General features: G+C 60.8%; 17 protein-coding genes. 4 read left to right on the forward strand and 13 right to left on the reverse strand.

Annotated features, from left to right (window positions below):
• Nucleotides 1–49 precede the first annotated feature (49 nt).
• Complete coding sequence (locus WK25_RS26945; RefSeq protein WP_069243224.1) at nt 50–1045, reverse strand: GlxA family transcriptional regulator; 996 nt, start codon at nt 1043–1045, stop codon at nt 50–52.
• Nucleotides 1046–1407: 362 nt separating this feature from the next.
• Here WK25_RS26945 and WK25_RS26950 point away from each other — a divergent pair, with 362 nt between their 5' ends.
• Together WK25_RS26950 and WK25_RS26955 are read left to right on the forward strand one after the other, a co-directional pair.
• The gene (locus tag WK25_RS26950) at nt 1408–2031 is read left to right on the forward strand and encodes an HD domain-containing protein (RefSeq protein ID WP_059544410.1); all 624 of its coding nucleotides are present in this window, start codon (nt 1408–1410) and stop codon (nt 2029–2031) included.
• Between the two features lie 151 nt (nt 2032–2182).
• The gene (locus tag WK25_RS26955) at nt 2183–2791 is read left to right on the forward strand and encodes a carbonic anhydrase (RefSeq protein ID WP_069243225.1); all 609 of its coding nucleotides are present in this window, start codon (nt 2183–2185) and stop codon (nt 2789–2791) included.
• Nucleotides 2792–3001: 210 nt separating this feature from the next.
• On the opposite strand, the gene WK25_RS26960 is transcribed toward WK25_RS26955, so the two are convergent.
• From WK25_RS26960 to WK25_RS26985, 6 genes are all read right to left on the reverse strand, one after another.
• Nucleotides 3002–3463 carry a MarR family winged helix-turn-helix transcriptional regulator gene (locus WK25_RS26960; protein ID WP_069243226.1) on the reverse strand — a complete coding sequence of 154 codons (462 nt, stop codon included), beginning with the start codon at nt 3461–3463 and terminating at the stop codon, nt 3002–3004.
• Between the two features lie 121 nt (nt 3464–3584).
• Entirely contained in the window at nt 3585–4466 is an 882-nt protein-coding gene (locus WK25_RS26965) for an NmrA family NAD(P)-binding protein (protein ID WP_069243227.1), read from the reverse strand.
• A 580-nt stretch (nt 4467–5046) separates the two neighbouring features.
• On the reverse strand, nt 5047–6015 hold the full coding sequence (locus WK25_RS26970; protein ID WP_040140588.1) for a quinone oxidoreductase family protein: 969 nt from the start codon (nt 6013–6015) through the stop codon (nt 5047–5049).
• Nucleotides 6016–6063: 48 nt separating this feature from the next.
• Nucleotides 6064–6663 carry a TetR/AcrR family transcriptional regulator gene (locus WK25_RS26975; RefSeq protein ID WP_226209288.1) on the reverse strand — a complete coding sequence of 200 codons (600 nt, stop codon included), beginning with the start codon at nt 6661–6663 and terminating at the stop codon, nt 6064–6066.
• 62 nt (nt 6664–6725) lie between these two features.
• On the reverse strand, nt 6726–7805 hold the full coding sequence (locus tag WK25_RS26980; protein WP_069243228.1) for a linear amide C-N hydrolase: 1080 nt from the start codon (nt 7803–7805) through the stop codon (nt 6726–6728).
• 9 nt (nt 7806–7814) lie between these two features.
• On the reverse strand, nt 7815–8015 hold the full coding sequence (locus WK25_RS26985; protein WP_069243229.1) for a hypothetical protein: 201 nt from the start codon (nt 8013–8015) through the stop codon (nt 7815–7817).
• A 642-nt stretch (nt 8016–8657) separates the two neighbouring features.
• On the opposite strand from WK25_RS26985, the gene WK25_RS26990 reads away from it, so the two are divergent.
• Both WK25_RS26990 and WK25_RS26995 read left to right on the forward strand, forming a co-directional pair.
• A complete protein-coding gene (locus tag WK25_RS26990) occupies nt 8658–9269 on the forward strand; it encodes a sigma-70 family RNA polymerase sigma factor (RefSeq protein ID WP_040140594.1) in 612 nt (203 codons plus the stop codon).
• Complete coding sequence (locus WK25_RS26995) at nt 9266–10000, forward strand: anti-sigma factor (protein ID WP_069243230.1); 735 nt, start codon at nt 9266–9268, stop codon at nt 9998–10000. Before WK25_RS26990 ends, WK25_RS26995 begins: the two co-directional genes overlap by 4 nt.
• Nucleotides 10001–10386: 386 nt before the next feature.
• Here the strand turns inward: WK25_RS26995 and WK25_RS27000 are convergent, their stop codons facing one another.
• From WK25_RS27000 to WK25_RS30935, 6 genes are all read right to left on the reverse strand, one after another.
• A complete protein-coding gene (locus tag WK25_RS27000) occupies nt 10387–11013 on the reverse strand; it encodes a hypothetical protein (RefSeq protein ID WP_069243231.1) in 627 nt (208 codons plus the stop codon).
• The gene (locus tag WK25_RS27005; RefSeq protein WP_069243232.1) at nt 11013–15278 is read right to left on the reverse strand and encodes an RHS repeat-associated core domain-containing protein; all 4266 of its coding nucleotides are present in this window, start codon (nt 15276–15278) and stop codon (nt 11013–11015) included. The genes WK25_RS27000 and WK25_RS27005 overlap by 1 nt, the downstream gene beginning before the upstream one ends.
• Before the next feature lie 20 nt (nt 15279–15298).
• Complete coding sequence (locus WK25_RS27010; RefSeq protein WP_040140602.1) at nt 15299–15757, reverse strand: DUF1795 domain-containing protein; 459 nt, start codon at nt 15755–15757, stop codon at nt 15299–15301.
• A gap of 112 nt (nt 15758–15869) precedes the next feature.
• Nucleotides 15870–16643: an ankyrin repeat domain-containing protein gene (locus WK25_RS27015; RefSeq protein ID WP_409995335.1), complete on the reverse strand. Its 774-nt coding sequence runs from the start codon at nt 16641–16643 to the stop codon at nt 15870–15872.
• Nucleotides 16644–16740: 97 nt separating this feature from the next.
• On the reverse strand, nt 16741–19746 hold the full coding sequence (locus WK25_RS27020) for a type VI secretion system Vgr family protein (protein WP_069243233.1): 3006 nt from the start codon (nt 19744–19746) through the stop codon (nt 16741–16743).
• A gap of 143 nt (nt 19747–19889) precedes the next feature.
• A complete protein-coding gene (locus tag WK25_RS30935) occupies nt 19890–20360 on the reverse strand; it encodes a type VI secretion system baseplate subunit TssF (protein ID WP_083253092.1) in 471 nt (156 codons plus the stop codon).
• Nucleotides 20361–20499: the final 139 nt, after the last annotated feature.

Below are 20499 nucleotides of genomic sequence, written 5' to 3' on the forward strand. Positions count from 1 at the left end.
CGGGACGTTTCTTTATCGTCGGTCGCGAACGCTTCCGGCGCGATATGCATCATGCCTTCCGGCCAAAGCGGCGGCGATAGTCGTGCGGAGATATGCCATACACCTTCGAGAAGGCCCGGCGCATGCGTTCGTCATCGCCGAAACCCGTTCGCTGTGCGATGACCTGAATAGGCTCTTGCCCGGATTCAAGCAGACGTCTGGCTGCCTCTATGCGCAGCCGCTCGACGGCTTTCCCGGGGCTTTCCCCCGTTTCGCGAAGATAGACCCGCGCGAAGTTGCGTGGGCTCATCCGTGCCGCGTCGGCCAATGCGGCAATCGACAGGTCCGCGTGGAGATGGGCGCGCATCCAGTCATGCAGATCGTCGAACCGGCCGCGCGCGTCGCGCATCTGCTGACGCAGTTCGATGCTGAACTGGGATTGGCCACCGGGTCGCTTGAGAAAGAGAACCATGCCGCGGGCCACGTTGAGCGCTGTCAGATGGTCCAGATCGTCCTCGATCATGGCGAGCGCCATGTCGATTCCGGCGGAGACGCCGGCCGATGTCCAGATATGGTCGGACGTCACAAAAATCGCGTCGCCCTTGACGTTGACCGACGGATGCTGCTGCTCGAGCCGGCTGCAGGCAGCCCAGTGCGTGGTTGCATCGCGGTGATCGAGCACGCCGAGCTGCGCCAGGATGAATGCGCCGGTGCAAATCGAGCCAAGCCGACGCGGCCGGTCGAGATAGCTCACGAGCCTCGCGCGCAGCGATGCAGTCGCAGCCGCTGGCATAAACAAGTCGGCGCCAGCGACCAACAGCGTGTCCACGGAGTCCATCGCCGCGTCGTCGAGGCGCACTGTTTCCAGCTTCACGCGCGTGTCCGTGGGCACCGGGCCACCCGCCTCGGAAGTCAGAACGATCTCATACGCGGGACGACCGTCTTCAAGACAGGCGTCGCTAAAGGCCTGCAGCGGGCCTGATATGTCCAGGAGCTTGGCGCCCTCGTAGGCGACGATGACAATCTTGCGCGGCGCGGGCCCATCCGGACTGTCGGTTCTAGACATAGGCTGACGTATCGAAGTGCGGGCATTTGCGGGATGCCAAGCTCAGTCACGTCCGCCGGCACTCGCGTAACAGGACTGGCCCATGGCGACCAACCGTGGACGACAAGACAAGCTACAGGTATTGGGCACAGGCACGCAATGACAACCATACCTCTTTTTCTGCCAACACCGGGCTGCAGCACGCAGCGAGCGGGGACAGCGCGCGTCCTGCTTCGACGTCGCGGTGCACGAAAAGCGGCGCGCTGCTCAGCGCAAGGACGAGCGTGCCGGCAGAAAGCGAGGCGTGAATGTCAGTCGACAAATTGTCAGTTTTCCTATACTGATTCAGCCGTTCTCAATGGCAATATCGACAGGACATTATCGTGATATCGGATATCAAGGTACCGGACAGCAGCCTTGCTCGTGCGGTCGAAGCACTTGCACGCTCGGTTTCGAACGAGACGCTCTTCAACCACGTGATGCGGTGCTACTGGTTCGGGGAACTGTTCGCGCAACAGGAGGGAGCGAAGGTCGACAGCGAGTTGATGTTCATGTCAGCCGTGCTGCACGACCTTGGCCTTACCGACCACGCGGCGGGCCCGCATCGGTTCGAGATCGAAGGGGCAACGGCGGCGCGCACGTTCCTCGTCGAGCGGGGGCTATCGGAGGATCGGGCGCAGAAGGTTTGGGACAACATCGCGCTTCATACATGGGACATGAACCAGTTCAGGGGCGATACCAGCCGCCTGATGCAGCTGGGGCTCGCCTACGATGTCTCCGGCGTGGCTGGCGCGCACCTCGACCCAGCGGACGTTGCCGAAGTGCTGCGACGATACCCGCGGCGAAACTTCAAGCGCGCTTTCAACGAAATGCTCAACCACGAGGTCGATTGCAAACAGCCGTACCCGCACTGGTTCCACATCTGTTCGCGTGTTGCGCACAACCGGTCGCCGCTCACCATCGTAGACGCGCCGGTCGTGCTGGATTGGGCGCCGTTCGACGAATGAGCAACGGCTTCGTGCGACAGGCCACTGGCAGAAACCGAGGGCTCAATGTCATTTGTGACGCAGATCGGCAAACCTATACTCAACGTCACACGCAGCGCCACGTCGCTGCCTTTCCGGCTAGCCGGCGAACGTACAGAGCGGGGCAACGCAAATGAGCCAATACAGTCAATTCGAATTCAGGACACAACCATGGTTTGACCCGACATGGTTCGACCGGTCGAACTTTCAGGGATTCAGCCGTTTCATCCCGATGAAGACCATCGTGATCCACTGCTTTGACCCGAGAGCATCTGAAATCCCGCAGGCGGTCGCCGACTACTTCGGCGACGAAGTCTATCCAGGCGAAAACATTCTGGACGAGGCCGGCAACCGGATCGGCAACACGCGTACGTTGTTTGCCGTGTCGAACGCAGGAGGACGTGCCCTGTCGGCTCTGCAGTCGGTCGCGACGATGGACTATCTCTTCAAGGTGCAAAACGTCGCAGTGGTGCACCACTCGTTTTGCGGCGCAACGGCCTTCACGCCCGACGCGCTCGTTGAAGAGTTCCACGATCATCACCACGCCGACATTTCAACGATGTTCGACCACGACAGTCTCGCCATTTCGGATTTTGAGGAATCAATCAGGCACGATGTCCAACTGCTTCGTTCCAGCGCGGCCGTGCCGAAGAACATCAAACTCTACGGTTTCTTCTACGAGATCAATTCCGGCAAGCTGACCGAAGTGGTGCGGGATATCCCGGCCGAGGTCGCTCCGTAGACGCGCCATGCGGAAGGAATGTTGGCCGCGCCTCCCCTTCCGGCTCTCATCGCCATGTGAGCATTTTCCAATCCTTCGAAGAGTCTGAACCTCGAGATGGTGTGGCGATTCCCCGGTTGTGGATACTCCGACGGCGCGATTTCGCAACCGGCTATGTATTTGCACCGCCGTCAGGTCGGGCGCGTTCGTTTCATGCAACAATCCCGACGCCTAGTCTTCCGACGAACGCATCGACACGTCGCCGACGACCACGCCTTTCAACCTTTCTCGCAACGCTGTAACGTTGTCTACGCCGTTCAGTTGCTCAAACTCCCGTTGCGCTTCCTGCCAGAGAGGGGACGCTCTTTCGTGCAGGCGCTGCCCCGCCTCGGTCAGTTCGACAAGGCGACTTCGGCCGTCCGTGGGCGAGGGCTTGATCGTGACGAAGCCGTCGCGTTCGAGGAAGCCAACCATTTTTCCCATCGCCGTTCGTTCGATATCGAGTCGTTCCGCAAGGGCATTGACCGGTGTACTCCCCACTTCATGCAGGGCGGCCAGGGTGAGGAATTGCGTGATGCGCAGACCCACGGGCTCGAGATGGCTATCGTAGAGTCGGGAGATCTGCCTGCTCGCCTTCCTCACGGCGAAGCAGTTACATTGATCGATTCCGAGTGGCTGGTGAACGGACAACATGTGTTGCACTCCTGATTTCGGTTAATTGCGCCAACGTTACCCGCGCGTCGCGAGGTACGGCGGGTTCCTTCGATTCGGTGCATGACGTTTTCGGAACGCGCGATTTTTCTCAAGGATGTGTTCACACAAATGCGGCCCGGTGCTTGGCGACAAACTGCTGGACCGACAGCGGCGGCTTTCCGGTGATCTTCTCGACGACGTCGTTGTTGCCCGAGAAGATGCCATCGCGGTAGTTCTGTGCGACTTCGACCAGATGCTGCGTGAGGAACGGCGGAAACTTGTAAAGGGTTTCCATCTTGATCCGGAATTCCTCGATGGAAGTGGGCGCGTATTCGATCCGGACGCCCAGAACCTCGCTCATCGCGGCTGCGATCTCGACGTGGTTCATCTCGACGGGGCCGTGGAGCGTGTAGGTCTTGCCCTCGTGGCCTTCCGGATTGGCGAGGATGTGGGCGATTACGCGCCCCTGATCGTCGCTGGCGATGGGCGCGTGACGGCCGTTGCCAAACGGAAATTCGATCTTCTTCGTGGCCCATATCTCCCGCGCAAAATGCGGATACACGAGCCAATCAGCAAAGAAGGTGGGGCGCAAATGTGTGGTCGCCACACCCGACCAGTCGAAGACCTGCTCGGAGACCCAGTGATCCTGTGCCGCGTGGCTCATTGACTCCCGGCGCGCGGAAATCTGCGACATGTTGACGATCGCCGCGACGCCCGCTTCCTTTGCTGCCTGCGCGAAATAGGCCGCGGCTCCGATGATTCCCGGCGCGATCGGATGAAGGAAATACGCCGATCGGATGCCTTCCATCGCGGCCCGAATGTCGTCGAGGTCGGTGAAGTCTCCGACTGCGACGTCGACGCCACGCTGCCTCAGGGCTGCCGCTCGATCATCATCGGTGCGCACATAGGCGCGCACGCGCTTGTGCATCTTGAGCAGTTCGTCAATGGCGAAACCGCCGGTGCGTCCGGTTGCACCGCTTACAAGAATCTCAGGCTCGTTCATCACTTCGCTCCGTTCGAAAGTGAGAGCATATGCTCTCTTAAGACAAAGACTAGGAGCATATGCTCTCACTGTCAAGTTTTTTATTCGCAATCCGGATAACATCACGCTCGGTTCGGCTGACGGCATTGCTAGCGAGCATCGACGGGCTGCCGGGCGGGCGCCCCGCAGTGCGAAGCGCCTCCGAGCGCCGATACGTCCGTGCTTATTTGCGACTGATCAGCCACACTGCAGGAGGGGCCGCAGCTATGCTTGGAGCACACATTTGAGTTTCCATCCGGCGGCGCGAGCGAACGACTGAAAGTGGCCGAACGCGGAAGCTCGAAGTTGGCAGGCGATCAACCGCGCTGGGCCGACCACCGAACTTCTGCTGCCGCCCCGTTGCTCTCGCTCATGCCGCGGCAGCCCTAAGGCCGGATATCGGAGCGGAACGGTCGTCTCGTCGCGTTGCTTGCTCGACGACAAGTCATCGGCTCTTCTGCCGTCGCAATGCTGGCGACTGTGAGGCAACCCATAGGTCTTTATCGCCCCCGCAGAAGACCCGGTCAGTATGCTCGCGGCTCGGGGTCGCCTGCCGGTCAAATCATGGAACAAGCAGCAACTTGCCGGAAGTCTTACGGCTCCACATATCGGCTTGAGCTTTCGCGGCATCTGCCAACGCATATACGCCGCCGTTGTGCACCTTGAGCCGCCCTTCACGCACCCAACCGAACAGCTGCGCTGCATGCGAACGCAGCAACGCAGGGGTCCGAATATGGTCGGCGAATGACGCATAACCGATCTTGATGCTCTTGGGCAACCGGAACAGCTCGATCGTCGCATCGGCTCCCAGCACCGGTCCGTACCAGCACAAGGTACCGGAATAACGCAACACATCAAGCGACGCCTGGAATGTAGCCGGCCCCGAGCCGTCGTACACCACATGCACGCCGTCTCCTCGCGTGATGTCCATTACGGCATCAACAAAATTGCCCGAGCGATCCACAATTACATGATCCGCGCCGGCTGCTTTAGCTGCCGCAACCTTGGATTCCGACGAAACGCGGCCGATGACCGTACCACCACGCAACTTGATGATTTGAGCCAGCAGCGAACCTACGCCACCGGCGGCGGCATGCACCAGCGCAATATCGCCCTGCTGGACCGGATAGAAGTCGGTGGCAAAATGGCTCGCAGTAAAGCCATTCATCATGAGCGACGCCGCGACACGGTCGTCAATGTCGTCCGGCACCTGCGCCAGCGCCGCGGCCGGCAGCACGACCTTTTCCGCATAGCTGCCTGGTGCATATGCCCAAGCCACGCGCTGACCTATCTCGAGATCGGACACGCCTTCGCCCAGTGCCAGCACACGCCCCGCACCCTCCACGCCGATTATTTTAGGATTGGGCACGTTGGTCCAGGCCATTCCCTGGCGAACGCCAATGTCCATGAAATTCACGCCGGCCACAGCGATGCCGACCAGCACTTCACCCGGACCAGGAACCGGATCATTTCGCTCGACATACTCGAGCATGTCTACATCGCCAACGCCATTCATCACCACTGCTTTCATCACACTCTCCAATAATGGAATGATCGTTCCATTAAAAGGCAAAAAAATTTACATCAACACTCGCATCGCCAACCGGCCCAGTGATGCCAGTTCCGAGTCGCCGGCGCCTCCGCGCGCCGACAACCGAATAGCGGCGATACTTGCAACCAGAAAGCTTGCGGCTTGTTTGGCGTCCACTTCCAGTGAAACGTCACCTTGCGCCTGAGCTTCCCGTACTTTCTGGGTCAGCGCCTTGAGCAAAAATTTACCGATTCCTTCGCGCAATTTCGTCAGTTCCGGATCCGAGTCTCCGAACTCACAGATTGAAACCACACCCAAACAGGACTGACGCGCCTCCCGCACGACGCGATTCATCATCGCGCGCAAGCCGTCGATGGCCTTGTGACCTTGATTCAGCGCGTCAAGATGCGCCTGACGTTCGGTATCGCCATATCGCTTTACTGCTGCGCAATAGAGTCCCCACTTGTCGCCAAATGTGTCGTACAAGCTTTGTCGACCGATCCGCATTGCGTCGACCAGCATGCCGGCTGAGGTGCCTGCATAGCCGTGCGAGCGAAAGACTTCGATTGCGGCATCCAGGACGTAGTCAATATCGAACTCTTTATTTCTAGCCATGATCGAACCCTTGGTTTCCAGCCAAGAAACCATTCTATCGATACTGGAACGAACAGTCAAATAAGGCGATGTTGATGAAGCCGTGACGCCACGCTTCAGCGGGATTTGCTCGCGTCGGTGCCGAGGAAGGGAAACGCGGGTGCGCGTTGAAAGTCCTTGGAAACTTCGCCGCCGAATGCGTTGCGCTGATCCTTGCCGAGGTCGAGACGTTTGACCGGTGCGCCGGCGGAGAAGTCGACCTTGTGGAGGTCGACCCAGAAGGTACTCGGAGTGACGGCCGATTCGAAGAAGTAAAGCATGCGCTTGTGATCGGCAACGGTGCGCCAGCGCGTGGACGATATATTCGGCTCGCCCGGCGTGGCGATCCCGAACGGCACCGATACGTTACGGATCAAGCTGAAAACGCTGGCAAGTGCAATGGCGGGGTCTTCACTCTTGGGGATAGCGTTGACGTAGAACGACGCGCGCGCGAACCGGTCAGCAGAGCGATTGGTGCCAGGCAGCCAGACGGTGCCGCCTATCTGCTTCCAATATTCGTTCAGTGCAAGCTGCTCGTCGAAGATCGGTGAGTTCGTCATGACCTGATACTGCCGACCATGATGGATGATCTGCTTGCCGGCGATGTACTCGACGATGGCGCTGTCGCCAGTCGCGTCTGACATCGCGAGGTGAAGTGTCGTCAGGCGCTGTTCTCCGGGGACGTTGTCAGTGACGATTGTGAACGGCTCTTTCTCGAGCGCAGCGACGGCTTCCGCGACGGTCGCAAAATTGTCCAGCACGTACTGCGCCCATGCGGCGATCGTGAGTCCCGGTTTCGAGTTTTTGTCGAAGGGGGGATATTGCGACTCGACGAGCCAGAGCAGCTCAGCGGCTAGCCCCTTTTCGTTCATCCCATCGGTGGTGGAGACGTCATAACCGGTCGCCACGACGCTACCGTATTTCGCGGTCCATTTGAGAGAGTTCGGACCGGATTCGCCGGTGCGCGCGATACCACGCGGCAGGATGTAGAGATTGGTGGCGACATCGAGTTTCCAGTCCATCGATCGGGCGGTGATAACGTCGTCGTTGTTGCCGAGATAGACTACGCGTGTGCAGGCTAGCGACCCGGCCGGGTCGACGAGGAGCGTCGCTGCTGCGGCGAGACAGGTCAGAACGGCGCAAACGGGGCGGCGCATGGCAACTCCTCACGCTGTGTTGGTGATTGCAGATTGCTCGACGCCGACGCGCGCGGCGAAGACGACTCGCGTTTGCCTGCTGCGCATTGAGTACTCGGCAATATCGCGTCGACAACGTTCGAGGAGAAGGAAGTATTCGATTTCCGTAATGCAGTTGTCAACTGGGCCGCTGAAGTCAAGTGTGAGATCGGGGCGCACGGCGGGTTGCATCTTCTCTGCTTGCGGTGCAATGTCGCCACGCTTTCAGCAACGACACTCGGGCGCCGAGTACTCCCGGTCCTTCACCTCTACTTTTACAAACTACAAACGGCTCGACCTTCGTGTTCCTCAACATCGTAAGTTTCAACGACGATGGCACAACCGTCAGATGTCCCACTTTGAACATCTGCTTCGCTGCGCGCCAACCTGTTCGGCAAAGGTCGTAACGCCGTCGCGCCCGCGCGCGACACGGTTTTCATATCGCGCGAACTCGCACCCACTGCCGACGTAGCGGTCAAGATCGTCGCCCGGCGAAGCTTGCACATCCGGCCGGCAGGACTGCAGTGACCACGACGATCACGCAGGCTGTCAGCAGCGGCCTGCCCGCGATGCCTCGCCTCATCGATTGGCCCTCCTGACACGAAACGCGCAAATTGTGGCACTCAACCGCCGGCGGTCCCGCACGTCTGCTGCACGTTGCCGACGGTATGCATCCCAATACGCGCGACGCTCGTATTTGGCTCGGAAGCTCGCATCGAGCGTCGCCGGGCATCACAAGCAACTGGCGCGCGCAGATCGTTCAATCGGATGCATCCGACAATGCTATATTTGGCCCGACATTCACACCGTGGCGCGACGCGCCCTCCACAACGCATGAGCGACACGCCGAGCGATTCCAGTGGCCTCGACCAGTCAACCCCTTCGCGGGATGCCGCTGTGGATGTCGCGCGCCGTGAGCATCTGAATCGGCTGATGGCTCGTGCAGCCGGCGGAGACCAGGCGGCTTTCGCGGAGTTATATCGGCTGAGCGCGTCGCGCGTGTTCGGGACGATCGTACGCATGCTTCACGATCACGGGGAAGCCGAGGATCTCCTCCAGGAGGTCTACACGATGGCGTGGCGACGCATCGATACGTTCGATCCGGCGCGCGGCGGCGCGATGACGTGGCTCATCACGCTGGCTCGCAACAGGACGATCGACCGTTTGCGGCAGCATCGCGACGCCCAGCTCGACGACGAACAGGTGCTGGAGCTTCCCGACGAGAATCCGACGCCCGCCGCGCTGGCGGAGGCAACGCAGGAGCGCCGACGTCTCGAGCGCTGCCTGTCACAACTCGATCCGCAGCAGTGCCGCGCGGTGCGCGAGGCCTTTTTCAGCGGTGCGACCTACAGCGAGCTGGCAGCGCGGCTGCGCGTGCCCCTCGGAACAATGAAGAGCTGGATCCGGCGCAGCCTGATGCAGCTGAAGATATGCCTGGAGCAATGAATACGCCGGCCGATCACGATCCCGAATTGCGCTGCGCAGAATACGCCCTCGGCGTGCTCGACGCGGACGCACGCCGCGCGCTGGAGCAGTCCGCCGCTCGCGACCCGGCGTTGCAAGCCACGCTCGAGCGGTGGCAGCGCCGCTTCGCCCCGCTCGCGGACGACATCACGCCCGTCGACCCGCCCGCGCGAATCTGGACGCGAATTCAGCACGACCTTGGCTTCGCCGCGGCGCCGCTCGCTCGGGGCGCCGCGCCGGCCGGCGGGTGGTGGAACAGCGTGCGGCTTTGGCGCTGGGTCGGCATTGGAGCGAGCGCGGCGGCGCTTGGCCTGCTCGCGGTCAACGTGATCCGGGTGGACGAAGCACCGCCCCGCCCGACTGCCGAGGGCAGCAAGTACATGGCCGCTACGCTGGCACGCCCGGATGGCGTCGCGCAATGGACCGCCACGGTCGACCTGCGGCGCGCGCGGATGGTCGTGGTGCCCGCCAACACGCCGCCCGTTGCCGCGGATCGCTCCACCGAACTGTGGCTGATTCCGCCGAATGCGAAGCCGATCTCGCTCGGCGTATTCGCGTCGAATGCGCCGACTTCGATGCCGTTGCCGCAAGCGATCATCGCGCAACTCGATCCGCGGGCGGTGCTGGCAGTGTCGCTCGAGCCTCGCGGCGGCGCGCCGCACGGTCAACCTACCGGCCCGGTACTCGCGAGCGGCGCAATGCACGCCGCTTGACGGTCGGGACGCGCGCCGCGGACAAACCCTTCGCGCCGTCCCACCCAGTTCGTGCCTTCGCCATTTCGCGAAAAAGGCAGAAATCGGTCATACCACACAAGTCGACGCTCCCGCCTCGCCGCGGAAGGATGGATCCGTGAGCGTTGCGAGAAACAGTGTCTCGTGCAAAGCGCGAGAGGGGACTCGCATGTTCAATGAAGTTCGGCCGTGACGGGACTTCACTTCGACACAATCTATTTTTTTCCGCAGGCGGTCATTCCTTGCGCGTATCTTGGCGGATACGCTTGTCTTCGCAGCGACATCGCGCAGACCATTCGTCCGCTTTGGAGGCGCAACTGTGAGTGTCTCTTCCTGATCGGCGGCCGCTTTTCGACCCATACGTTCGTTTAGGGCGCCTCACCCCAGGGGTCGTAAGAGTAGCTTTCATCGATTGGTACGAAGTCAATACCTTTCAACGCGCAGCGCTCCACCTCGGCCTTAAAGTCACGATTGCAAACCAGCTCCATTGTTTCGGTGCACCTGAACAAAACAGCGGAACAATCTTCACGCGGAACAAACTGCTTTATCCAGCTGTACATTGGAGTTCCCGGGTATAGATTATTTTCAGCGATCTCCTTTGTTTCCAAATCGCGGTCTTCCAAATACTCTGACTTTTGGCGATCAAGCAGTGATTCGTGATCGCCCGGTAAAAATATGGAGTAAACTTTTTGGCTGACAGGCTTCGCGTCCCTGACAATGTTTATGGGAATTGCGCGATAACGAACCCCCATTCTGTCACATACACCCAGAAACTCCTTCGACACATAATTCGTTTGCGCGCCGTAGAAGTCAAAATCAATCTGGACCGACGGATCAGACAACGTGAAAACATAGTCGTGCTTTACTTCGATGCCAAATGGATCGGCCACATACATAGGCCATTCCCATTCTCCGCGATTCAATTCACCGGACAGATACGGCGGGCAACCTGCCTCTCCGGCGCGATATTTAACGACGTAGAAACGTGCATTCATTAAAGTAACCTTCCCGTTATTGCATCAATCGCATATTTACCGGACTCCAAGCCCTCGCGCGCCATATTTTGAATGCGCCCTACACCAAGCGCAAGTTGCGTATCGCTGAGACGGCCGGCAAGGAATTGTTGGTTCAACTTCTTTAGCTCGGTTTCAATGGCCGCAGTGTACTGGCCATGGTTCGACCAGTGTCCGGGTAGCTCGAGCGTTTGCGCTAGCTTCGAGCTACCGGGCAGGAATATGCCATTGGACGCGCCATCACCATCGAAACCCATACCGCGCAACCGATTGAACATGGCTGCATAGTCGGGATGCTTCATGAGCTCTTCGGGAATCAAGTGATGGTTCGCCATACCATCACCAGAACGCGCGCCCATATTGTTCCCGAGCTTCGTCGAGCACCACCCCATCGGATCGACCAGGGTCAACGGGTTCGCGGCATATGCGTACAGATTTTCGCCGCCCAGCAGCCCGATCGGATCATGATTGATGAACCGCCCAACATCCGGATCGTAGTACCGGAACGTGTTGTAGTGAAGTCCGGTGCTGTCATCGGCATATTGTCCGGCATAGCGCAGGGGCTGGTCGGTCCGGGCCGTAGTCGATTGCCGACTCCCCGGCTCGACCTTGCCCCAGGCCGAATATTGCCCGGCCCATGTCAACCCGCCCGACTCGTCGGTCATTTCCAGCGGCGCCCCCACTAGGTCGGTATGGAAGTGGTAGATCCGGGAAGTCCGCTTCGCGGTGTCGATCGCTGCGGCCGCAAGTGCCTCCGCCAGCACCGCGTCGACGCGCGCGGCGGGCGAGTACGGCTCGCCAGGGCTGTACACATAGCTGCTCACCCCGGTTTCGCGGACCTCCTGCGCAAGTCTCAGCCCCTCCCATACGAACCGCTTCGTCTCGGTGCGCTGCTTCACGCCGCGGATGTCGAAAAACGTATCGGACTTCGCGATGCGCCGACCGAGAGGATCGTAAGCGAAGCGCGATTCCACAACGCCGCGCGCGTCCTGCGTGCGCACCGCGATCAACCGATCCTGCCCGTCGTACGTAAAGCGCTGCGTCCGGTTCGCGCCCCGCATCTTGGCCACCAGATTGCCGAATGCATCGTATTCGAACCGCAGATCCTGCCACATTCGCAGACGGTTGCCTTCGACATATCCGCGGCTTCTGCGCTGCACATCGTCGAGCATGTTACCGGCGGCATCCCACGCGAACTCCTCTAGCTGTCGGTCCAACATGTTCACGCGTCGAGTCAGCCGTCCAGCCGGGTCGTAGTTGTACTGCGTGCTGCCGCGCAGGTTGTCACTCGTTTCGATCAGTTCGCCGGCGGCATCGTACCCGTAGCTACGCCACAAATGGCCGCGCCCGCGGCCCAGCGCCTCGGGCTGGAAACCGGCGGACTGCCAGACCTTTCGGCCAAGCGGGTCATACGCAGAACGCTGAATCAGCCGCCCTTGCGTACGTGTCAGCTCGCGATGCAGGTCGTCGCGCTCGAAGTCGCTGACTATCTGATCGCCGCAACGGATTTGATGCACGTGGCCTGAGCCGTAGCGCAGCATCTGCAGCGTCTGCTCGTGCGGCAATTCGAGCGTCATCACGTTGTCCAGGTCGTCCAGCGTGTACTGAACGGTTCCGTTTGCACCATGCTCGGCAACAAGGCGGCCGGCCTTGTCGTACTCAAACTCAACGGTATCCGGCGTAATGCCGAGTGCGACGCCCATGGTCGTCGGGGTGCGCTCCACCTTCAGCAGCCGATCTCCCTTGTCACGCTCGTAGCGGGTCACTTCGGTCGGCGTGTGCTGGACCTTCAGATTCCCCATCCGATCACGCTCGAATCGGACGGTGCGGATCGGTCGATTCGAGGTTGTACCGCTGTCCGGCGCGCCGACGATGTCCAGCGCGACCAGTTCTCCGGCTTCGCCGTACCCGAACCGCCGTTCGACGCCATCGGGACGTGTTTCGGTCGCAAGTCGACCGCCGGCGCTATACGTGAAGGCGTAGCGCGCGTGTCCCTGCTGTAGCTCCCGAAGCCGCCCCTCGGGATCGTAACGGAAGCGGGTCCGTCGGCCAGCCGGATCAATTGCCTCGACAAGCTGCCCCCGTGCATTGCGCAGCGATTGTTGAATCCGGCCACCGAGTCCGACGTGTTGCACGACGAGCCCGGCCGCATCGTATTCGAAAGTTTCCGTACTGCCGTCGGGATAGGTGATCCGACGGGGCTCACCGGTTGGACGCACGTCATACGAGATGCGCTGCCCGAGCGCGTTCTCGCGTGCGAGCGGAAGGCCGAACGCATCGAAGAACGTACGCGTTGTTTTGCCCGAGCAGTCCGTGTAGCCGACCAGCTCGCCAAGGCGGTTCCACTCCAGCGTTTTGCGGCCACCCCGTGCATCGACGTGCACCGTCGGCAGCGCGGTCAATCCTTTGGGATATTCGTAACGATTCTCACGGCCCAGCGGGTCCTGAGTCGACAGCAGCCGACCTTGCGGATCGTATTCGGCACGCCAGGCGCCCCCATCAGCCCCGATGATCTCCACGGGCCGCATGCTGTTGCCGTCATAGCGGGTACGCGTCGTGCGCCCGAGCGGATCGGTTTCCGCGACGATCCGGCCGGCGTCGTCGTATTCGAACTGGACCGTCCGCTCGCCCGGCAGCATGAGCATCGTCGGCATACCCGCATCGTTGTACTTGACCCGATAGAAGCCACCGTCGAGGTCGGTGTACTCGATGATCTGAAACGCAGCGTCGAAACGCCAATGCGTGGTACGGCCGTCGGCAAGCCGAACGCGAGTTTGCCGACCGTTGACGTCGTACTCGAAGGTCCAGTGTTCACCCTCGCTGGTGTTCGTCTCGACGACGCGCTGCTGTCCTTCGATCATTGACCACACGTAGCTCGACGTGAAGCCCAGCGCATTGGAATGACTCGTCATCAGGCCGTCGGCATACCTGAATCGGCGCACGATTGCTCCGTTTGCATCCGTCACAGAGGCTAGTTGGCCGTTTTGGTCGTACCCGTAGGTGACAGCAACCCGGCGCTCGTCACCGTGAACGAGTGTGACCACGCCAAGGCGGCCGTGCTCCGGTTCATAATCGAGCGCAGCCTGCAGGCCGCCGCACGTCTGGATTTCGGTGACGCGGCCACGGCTGTCTCGCTCGAACTGGTACCACTGCCCTGCCTGATCCTCGATGCGGCGCACCCAGGCGATGCGGCTGGAATCCGGATCGTATCGGCCGAAGTCGAAATATGTCTCGCCGACGTCGCGCAGGATGTAGCGGCCGTCGGGTGCGCAGACCAAGTAGAGCTGGTCAGCCTCGCTGAATGCCGCCTGCCCCGCACGCAGCAATGGAAATCCGCTTTCTCGCCCCTGAGCGTCGGTGTACCAGAGGCGTCCGTCTCGCGCCTGGAGTCGAAGCTCCCACGGCAGGACCCAGCCGCGGCCGAGCGAGCCCACGTAGTCGAGGCTGCTCGAATAGAATCGCTTAATCGCGACCGGCATCGGGCTTGGGATCACGTAGTCGGTTTCTGATTCGGCCAACAGAATCTTACGCCCGGTCGTGACGTCGACCGGGTTGCCGAACATCCCGCCGATCGCCTTGTTGATCGCGGGACCGGCTACGTAGCGCCCCACTGCTTCGCCCAACACATAACCGCCGATGAATTTGGCTGCGCACGGTAGCACTGCCCGCGACAGGCCGCCGGCCTGCCTCAGCAGTCCGCCTAGGCCGCCTACCAGCCCTGCCAGAGCAAACGCCCAATCCGTTGCGGTCCGAAGCCACGGCGGCACCTCATCGGCGACGGGGAGATACGTCTGCGTGCCGCCGTGGAAGAATGTGTCGTGCGAGCCGTCGCCGATCGTGGCGCCGCAAGTGGTTTTGTCGTCCTTGCGTGCGGCGGGCCGACCGTTGATGAAGATGTTCGTCGAGCCCTGCGCGACCAGAGGTATGGGATTGTGCTTGGTGCATGCCACGCCGCTTAGCGTTGCATAGGCGGCCGGCTTCCCGTTCACATAGACGTCCGACGAGCCAGTGACGATGTTGCCGGACGGCGAGCTGAACATCCGGCCAACCGCCTCTCCTAATGAAAGCAGCACCTGCGCGCCGATCCCAGCCGCCATGCCGGCGAGCAGCGCGACACCGAAACCGCATGTGAACGTAGCGAATGCGACGGCGGCGATGAGCGCGATTCCCAGGACAGCGCCGACGAGAAAGCCCGTGAGCGCACTGGTGTGCTCGATCGGGTCAGTGACGCGTGCGGCTTCGTACATTCTTCGGCCCTTTCTAGTTGTTATGCTGTTTCCGGCTCGGCTGGCAGGTAACCCTCGAGCCAATTCCGCCAGAGGGCATCGAACGATTCGCCGAAGCTCTTCGCACTCGATGCCGTGAAAATCAGTACACGACCGGGCGCCACGATAAACGCCGCTTGCCGTTGAAAGACCATCTTTGCGCCATTACGGTACGCCGTGTCAATGCGCTCACCGGGCATGGCGTCCACCTCTGGCCCAAGACGTTCGGCTTGGCGTGAGATCAGCCGATGGCCTTGCAAACGCGACTTGAGCATCGCCAGCTGGCGGTCGATGTAGGGTGCCAGGGTTTCGCCGTCCTTGAGCCAGTCACGCGCGATGCTGAGGTTCGGCTGCGTCGCGAGGTCGGTGGGAACGAATAGATTGGTCGTACGATCCTCGAAGCCATCCGGCAGGACTATGCTGCCTTCGTGAATCCGGATGCGGTTGTCGGAATCGTTCATGCGGAAGATCTCGTGAAACGTGGAAGTCGGAAGATGTCAGGGTCCGTCGGTATGCCTCGGCAACGCTCTCTGCTCGGCAGCGCACCGACGGCGTCCCGGCTGAAACGCAAGTTCAATCGGTCTGGCCCGCGGGTGTCACGACTTTTTCGCCGCGCGCACGCATGGCCATTCGTTGCGCCTTCGGATCGATCGGCGGCCACGGCGCGCCAGCCGCGACGATCCTGCGGCGGATTGCTTCGACGCGCGCACGCGCCGGGGAATCGGGCGCCGTGTGCTTTTCCATCGTGTTCTGCAGTACCCAGCCGTACGAAACGCCCAGCTGGTTGGCCACCTTCGGGTCAGCGCCGTGCGCGAGCAGATAATCGACTGCATCCCACTGTTGGAGCGACGTCGCATCGAAGATGGCTGTCGCGCCGAGTGAGTCGCGAAGGTTCACGTTCGCCTTGTGTTCGACCAACAGCTTCAGTTGTGGCAGGAGTTTGTTTTCCGCGACTTCGAAAATCATCGGCGTATCGCCGCTAGGCCGCCAGTTGGGATCGAGACCACCGTCCAGCAGCACGCGAAGCAAGTTCGGCGTGTCGGCGTGCAGCGCGGCATAGACGACCGTCCCACCGCTAGCGCCGACCGGCGCCTTGGGATCTGCGCCGTTCTTGAGAAGCGTCGCAATAATCTGGTAGCGCGGGTTTGCAGCATCGTTCTTGACCGGGACGATCTCCTGCACGGCATACGACAAAAGAGTCGTATTCTTCGCGCCCGGGGCATTCAGGTCGGTCTTCGGCGCGAGCTGCTGAACGCGGGCAAGATCGCCGTCATGAATGGCCTGAGCCAACGTGAGCTGCTGCCCCGAAAAGAAGTCTTCCGGTGCGTATCGTTTGAAGCCAGCCATGTTCGTCCCTTGCGCTTGAGTGGGCCACCAGAGCGGCGAGGTCACTCCAATGAGTGCCGCAACCGTGCCGGCAGTTATCGCTTTCTTGAATTGCATATCAGTGTGAGGAATTCAGTTGTGAAACCAGATCCAGCTCGTCCTTCGCGACTTGCTGGTTCATCCCGGTCGTCACGTCTCCCATCATGTGGCGCCCAACAGTGGTGATGCTCTGGCCATCGAGCGTAACCGGGGTGCCCACCGCTTTGGGCATGAGTTGAGCAGTACCATCACTGATCGGCCCGAGCCGACCTTCCTGGAGCCCGGTCAATATGTCACCGTCGACGCGATAGGCCGTAATGTTGGTCGGTTGAACCGTCCCGCCGTACTGCGCGACCGTTTCGGGATTGAGGCCGGCCGCATTGAACGTAACGGCCGAACCACCGCTCGCCTCCGCTGCGGCAGAAGCCATCCCGCCGCCTAACGAGTGTCCGGTGAAATCGACGCCTGACGCCGCGCCCGACTGTTCGAGGCGACTACCGATGGTCACGGCTTTCCGGTAGTACGGAGATTCATCGCCGAGTCCTTGCGCCATGTTGTTGCTCATATCGTCGCCCCACGGCGCGAGGCTCTGTGTGCCCTTGAACGCGATGGTTGGCTTCATGCTGTCGCCGAAAACCTTCGGGTCGGGCACATACATTTGCGAACCGAAGTTGCTGCCGTCGATATGGAAGTTGTCGGGCTTGAGGCCGAACGCCTTCAGCGCCTCCGGATCGTTGGTGGCCACCTTCCATCCCGTGGGTGGCGGATCGTTCGGGTGGTAGACGTGATCGGCGAGCTTCGCCATTTGCTGCGCCTTGAGCGAGCTCGCGTATTTCGCCGCTGCCGCACGTGTCGCCGGATCGGAACTCGCGAGTCCTTCGGCGATCATTGCCTGCGCAGCGGCCCACTGCAGCGCAAGCGCCTGTTCGGGGGCCTGGGCACTGCCCTGGTTCAGGTGGATGACCGGTGCGTCGAGATAGATACCGTTCGCGTTCATGAGGATCGTCGACGGTCCGTGCGCCAGCTTTATGCCGTCCGGCGTCATCGTCACGATGCTTTCGCCGACACGAAACTCCATGCCGTCGCTGGCCTGGTGACTCTGCATCCCGGGGCCAGCCTTGCTCGCGATCGCCTTCGTGTTGATCACGTTCGCGGTGGTGTCGCGCGTCAGCGCGATGGTTTCGGTCAGCCCGCCCTGCGCGATCTGCTTGGTTTCGCTGCCCTTGAGCAATGAAACAGTGCGTGCGCCCGCTTCCACAGTATGCGTTTCGGAATCCTTGATCACGGTCTTCATATCCTTCTGAGCATGCAGAAAGACTTCCTGAGCACCGTTCACGTCGGAAAACCGCAACTCGTTCGAGCCCTGCCCTTTGTGCGTCTGGCTCTTGATCCCCATCGTCTGGCCAGCCGCACCGTGGTAAGGATTGCCTTGCTCACCGTTGAACACACGCCCCACAATCACCGGGTTATCAGGATCGCCCTGATTGAACGAGACCAGAACTTCCTGCCCGATCCGCGGAATCGCAGCTGCACCCCACCCCGCACCCGCCCATGGCTGGGACACACGAATCCACATCGAGTCAGACCCATCCATCTGCCCGCGACGATCCCACAGGAAGTGCAGCTTCACGCAACTGCCGTTCGTATGGATTTGCTCGCCTATCGGACCGACTACAATCGCCGACTGAGTTCCATGGATGACCGGCTTCGGCGTGTTACGCGGCGCGCGGTACGGAATTTTTTTCGGCAGAAGCGCGAACGAGTTGCGGTACGGCATCTTCGCGGCATGTTGCGTGTAGTCGTTCACCGCTTCGTGCCGCACATGCAGGATCGCGTATTCCTGATTGTTTGCCATCACGGGATGATTGGCTACCGTCACACTGCCGGCGGTGGTCATTCTCCATGCATAGCCGCCACCGGTATATCGATGCGCCTGAGCTTCCTCGGCCTGCATCGCGATGCGCGCGTAGCGATTGCCGTCGTCACCGTGGTCATACAGCGACTGGTGCTCGAAACGCTCCGTTGCATCGAGCCGCGCGTGTCGCAACGTCTGCGGCTCAGCCTGTACGAGCATCAGGGGGGACGACGGGTTCTGATGATTGAAATCCTGGAACGTGACCTTGCCGACGCCGAAACGCCGGCCTTCGTGCAGTTGATCGATTCCATTGAACTCGCTGGCTTCACTGTCCGCATACGGCACAGTTGTCAGGCCGTCGATTGGGCGAAACACGAAGTTGGTATCGCCGATCACGAGAATGTGTTTGTCCTTCTCGTAGCGGTGCGTCCAGATCAGCCCTTCCTGCTCCATCAATCGCGCGCAAAAATTGTAATACGACTCCTGGTACATCACGATGTACTCGAGGGGTTTCTGGGCGGTCCGGATGTCGAACTCGAAGTCGGTGAACCCGTGATCCTGGAAAATCTCGCCGAGGATTTCACGCGAAGTCTTGTTCTGGAAAATTCGACAATCGGTCGAGCGCGTCAGGAACCAGAACCAGGGCACCACGGTCATGTGGTACTGCGTTACGCGCCCCGGATTGCCGGCGCGATCGAAGGACGCGACATACCCGTCGAAATAGCGGTTATTTTCGGCACCTCCGGACATTACGATGCGTTCGAGTGTCGATTGCCGCGCATCGTGATCGAGCCGCAGCTTGATTGGCTGGCCGATCAGATGATCCGGCGTGAGATCATGCTGATGCGACAGCAAATCGAGATGAATTTCCGGCAGGCGATTGACGTATTCGTCGATGACCGCAGCACCGACCAATAAAACGTCGGGCCCGAGCGGAGATTCGATCGTCACATACCGGTTCAGTTGCGTGAGACGAGCGACGCCGCCCGTTGCATTGTTGAGCGCATCCGCAATCGCAGCGGGCGTCTTGTTCATCAGCGAGAAACCGGTCTGCGCCAATTGCACCGCGCGCTGTACGGTGTCGAGATGGCCGGCGACGCCAGCAAGCGGGCCGATTTGACCGGCCACTGTGGACGCAATTGGACCGGCAAGGCCGCCGAGCGCACTCAGTGAGCCCAACGAATTCCCTCCGAATCCGCTCGGAATACCGCCATTCGGGGCGAAACTCATTCTTGTTCCTTTCTTCTCGTCTCAGGTTCTGCCCCGGCAGACCGCCAATCCGAGGCCCCGATACTCTAGGACAAATTCCGACACGGCGAAAGATGCTCGAAAGCACCTTTCAATTATTTTTCACCGAAAGCGCAATCTATTTATCAGGCGAGGGGCTGGGCGCCTGGGCACGGCTCACCGCACCGCAGGGTTGCGCCCGTAATGGCCGACAGCAGCACTATCTGTACGAAGCCGGTGATCGGCACGTGGCAGGCAAAGATCCGGTCCATTACCCTGCCCAGCCCGTCGAGGCTGAACTGGGCGAATCTTTGCTCGTCGACCGTGATTCGTATCTCGAGCCCCTGTACAAATGCAGAAGCAGGCTTCCCGGGCATCCAGCGGCGAACCCGCTTGGTCGACAAGGAGACCAGCGCGTCGAAGCGGCGCCCAGCGTCGGGAGCGGACATCGCGAAACGCGTGCACAAGCGCTTGAACTGCGCGAGTCCGTCGTTGTTGAGCCGTATCGCCTGCGGGACCAGCCAAGACAGTAGATCCCACAGCTCTCCGTGACGAAAGGTCGGCGTTCGGCTCGGGCTCGGCGGCTGTGGTGTGGGCTTGCATTGTCGACGATTCAGATTTCGTTGTCGAACGGCTGATTCTGGCCGAACTCAGCCGGTCGCCGCTCTCCGACACGCGACCGGCGACTTCCCCAACCCGAATCGGTCTTTGGTTCTGGTCAACGGCGGACATTCGAATTGGGCTTCCCAAACCCGA

The sequence above is a fragment of the Burkholderia latens genome (assembly GCF_001718795.1).
In the GTDB taxonomy this organism is placed as follows: domain Bacteria; phylum Pseudomonadota; class Gammaproteobacteria; order Burkholderiales; family Burkholderiaceae; genus Burkholderia; species Burkholderia latens_A.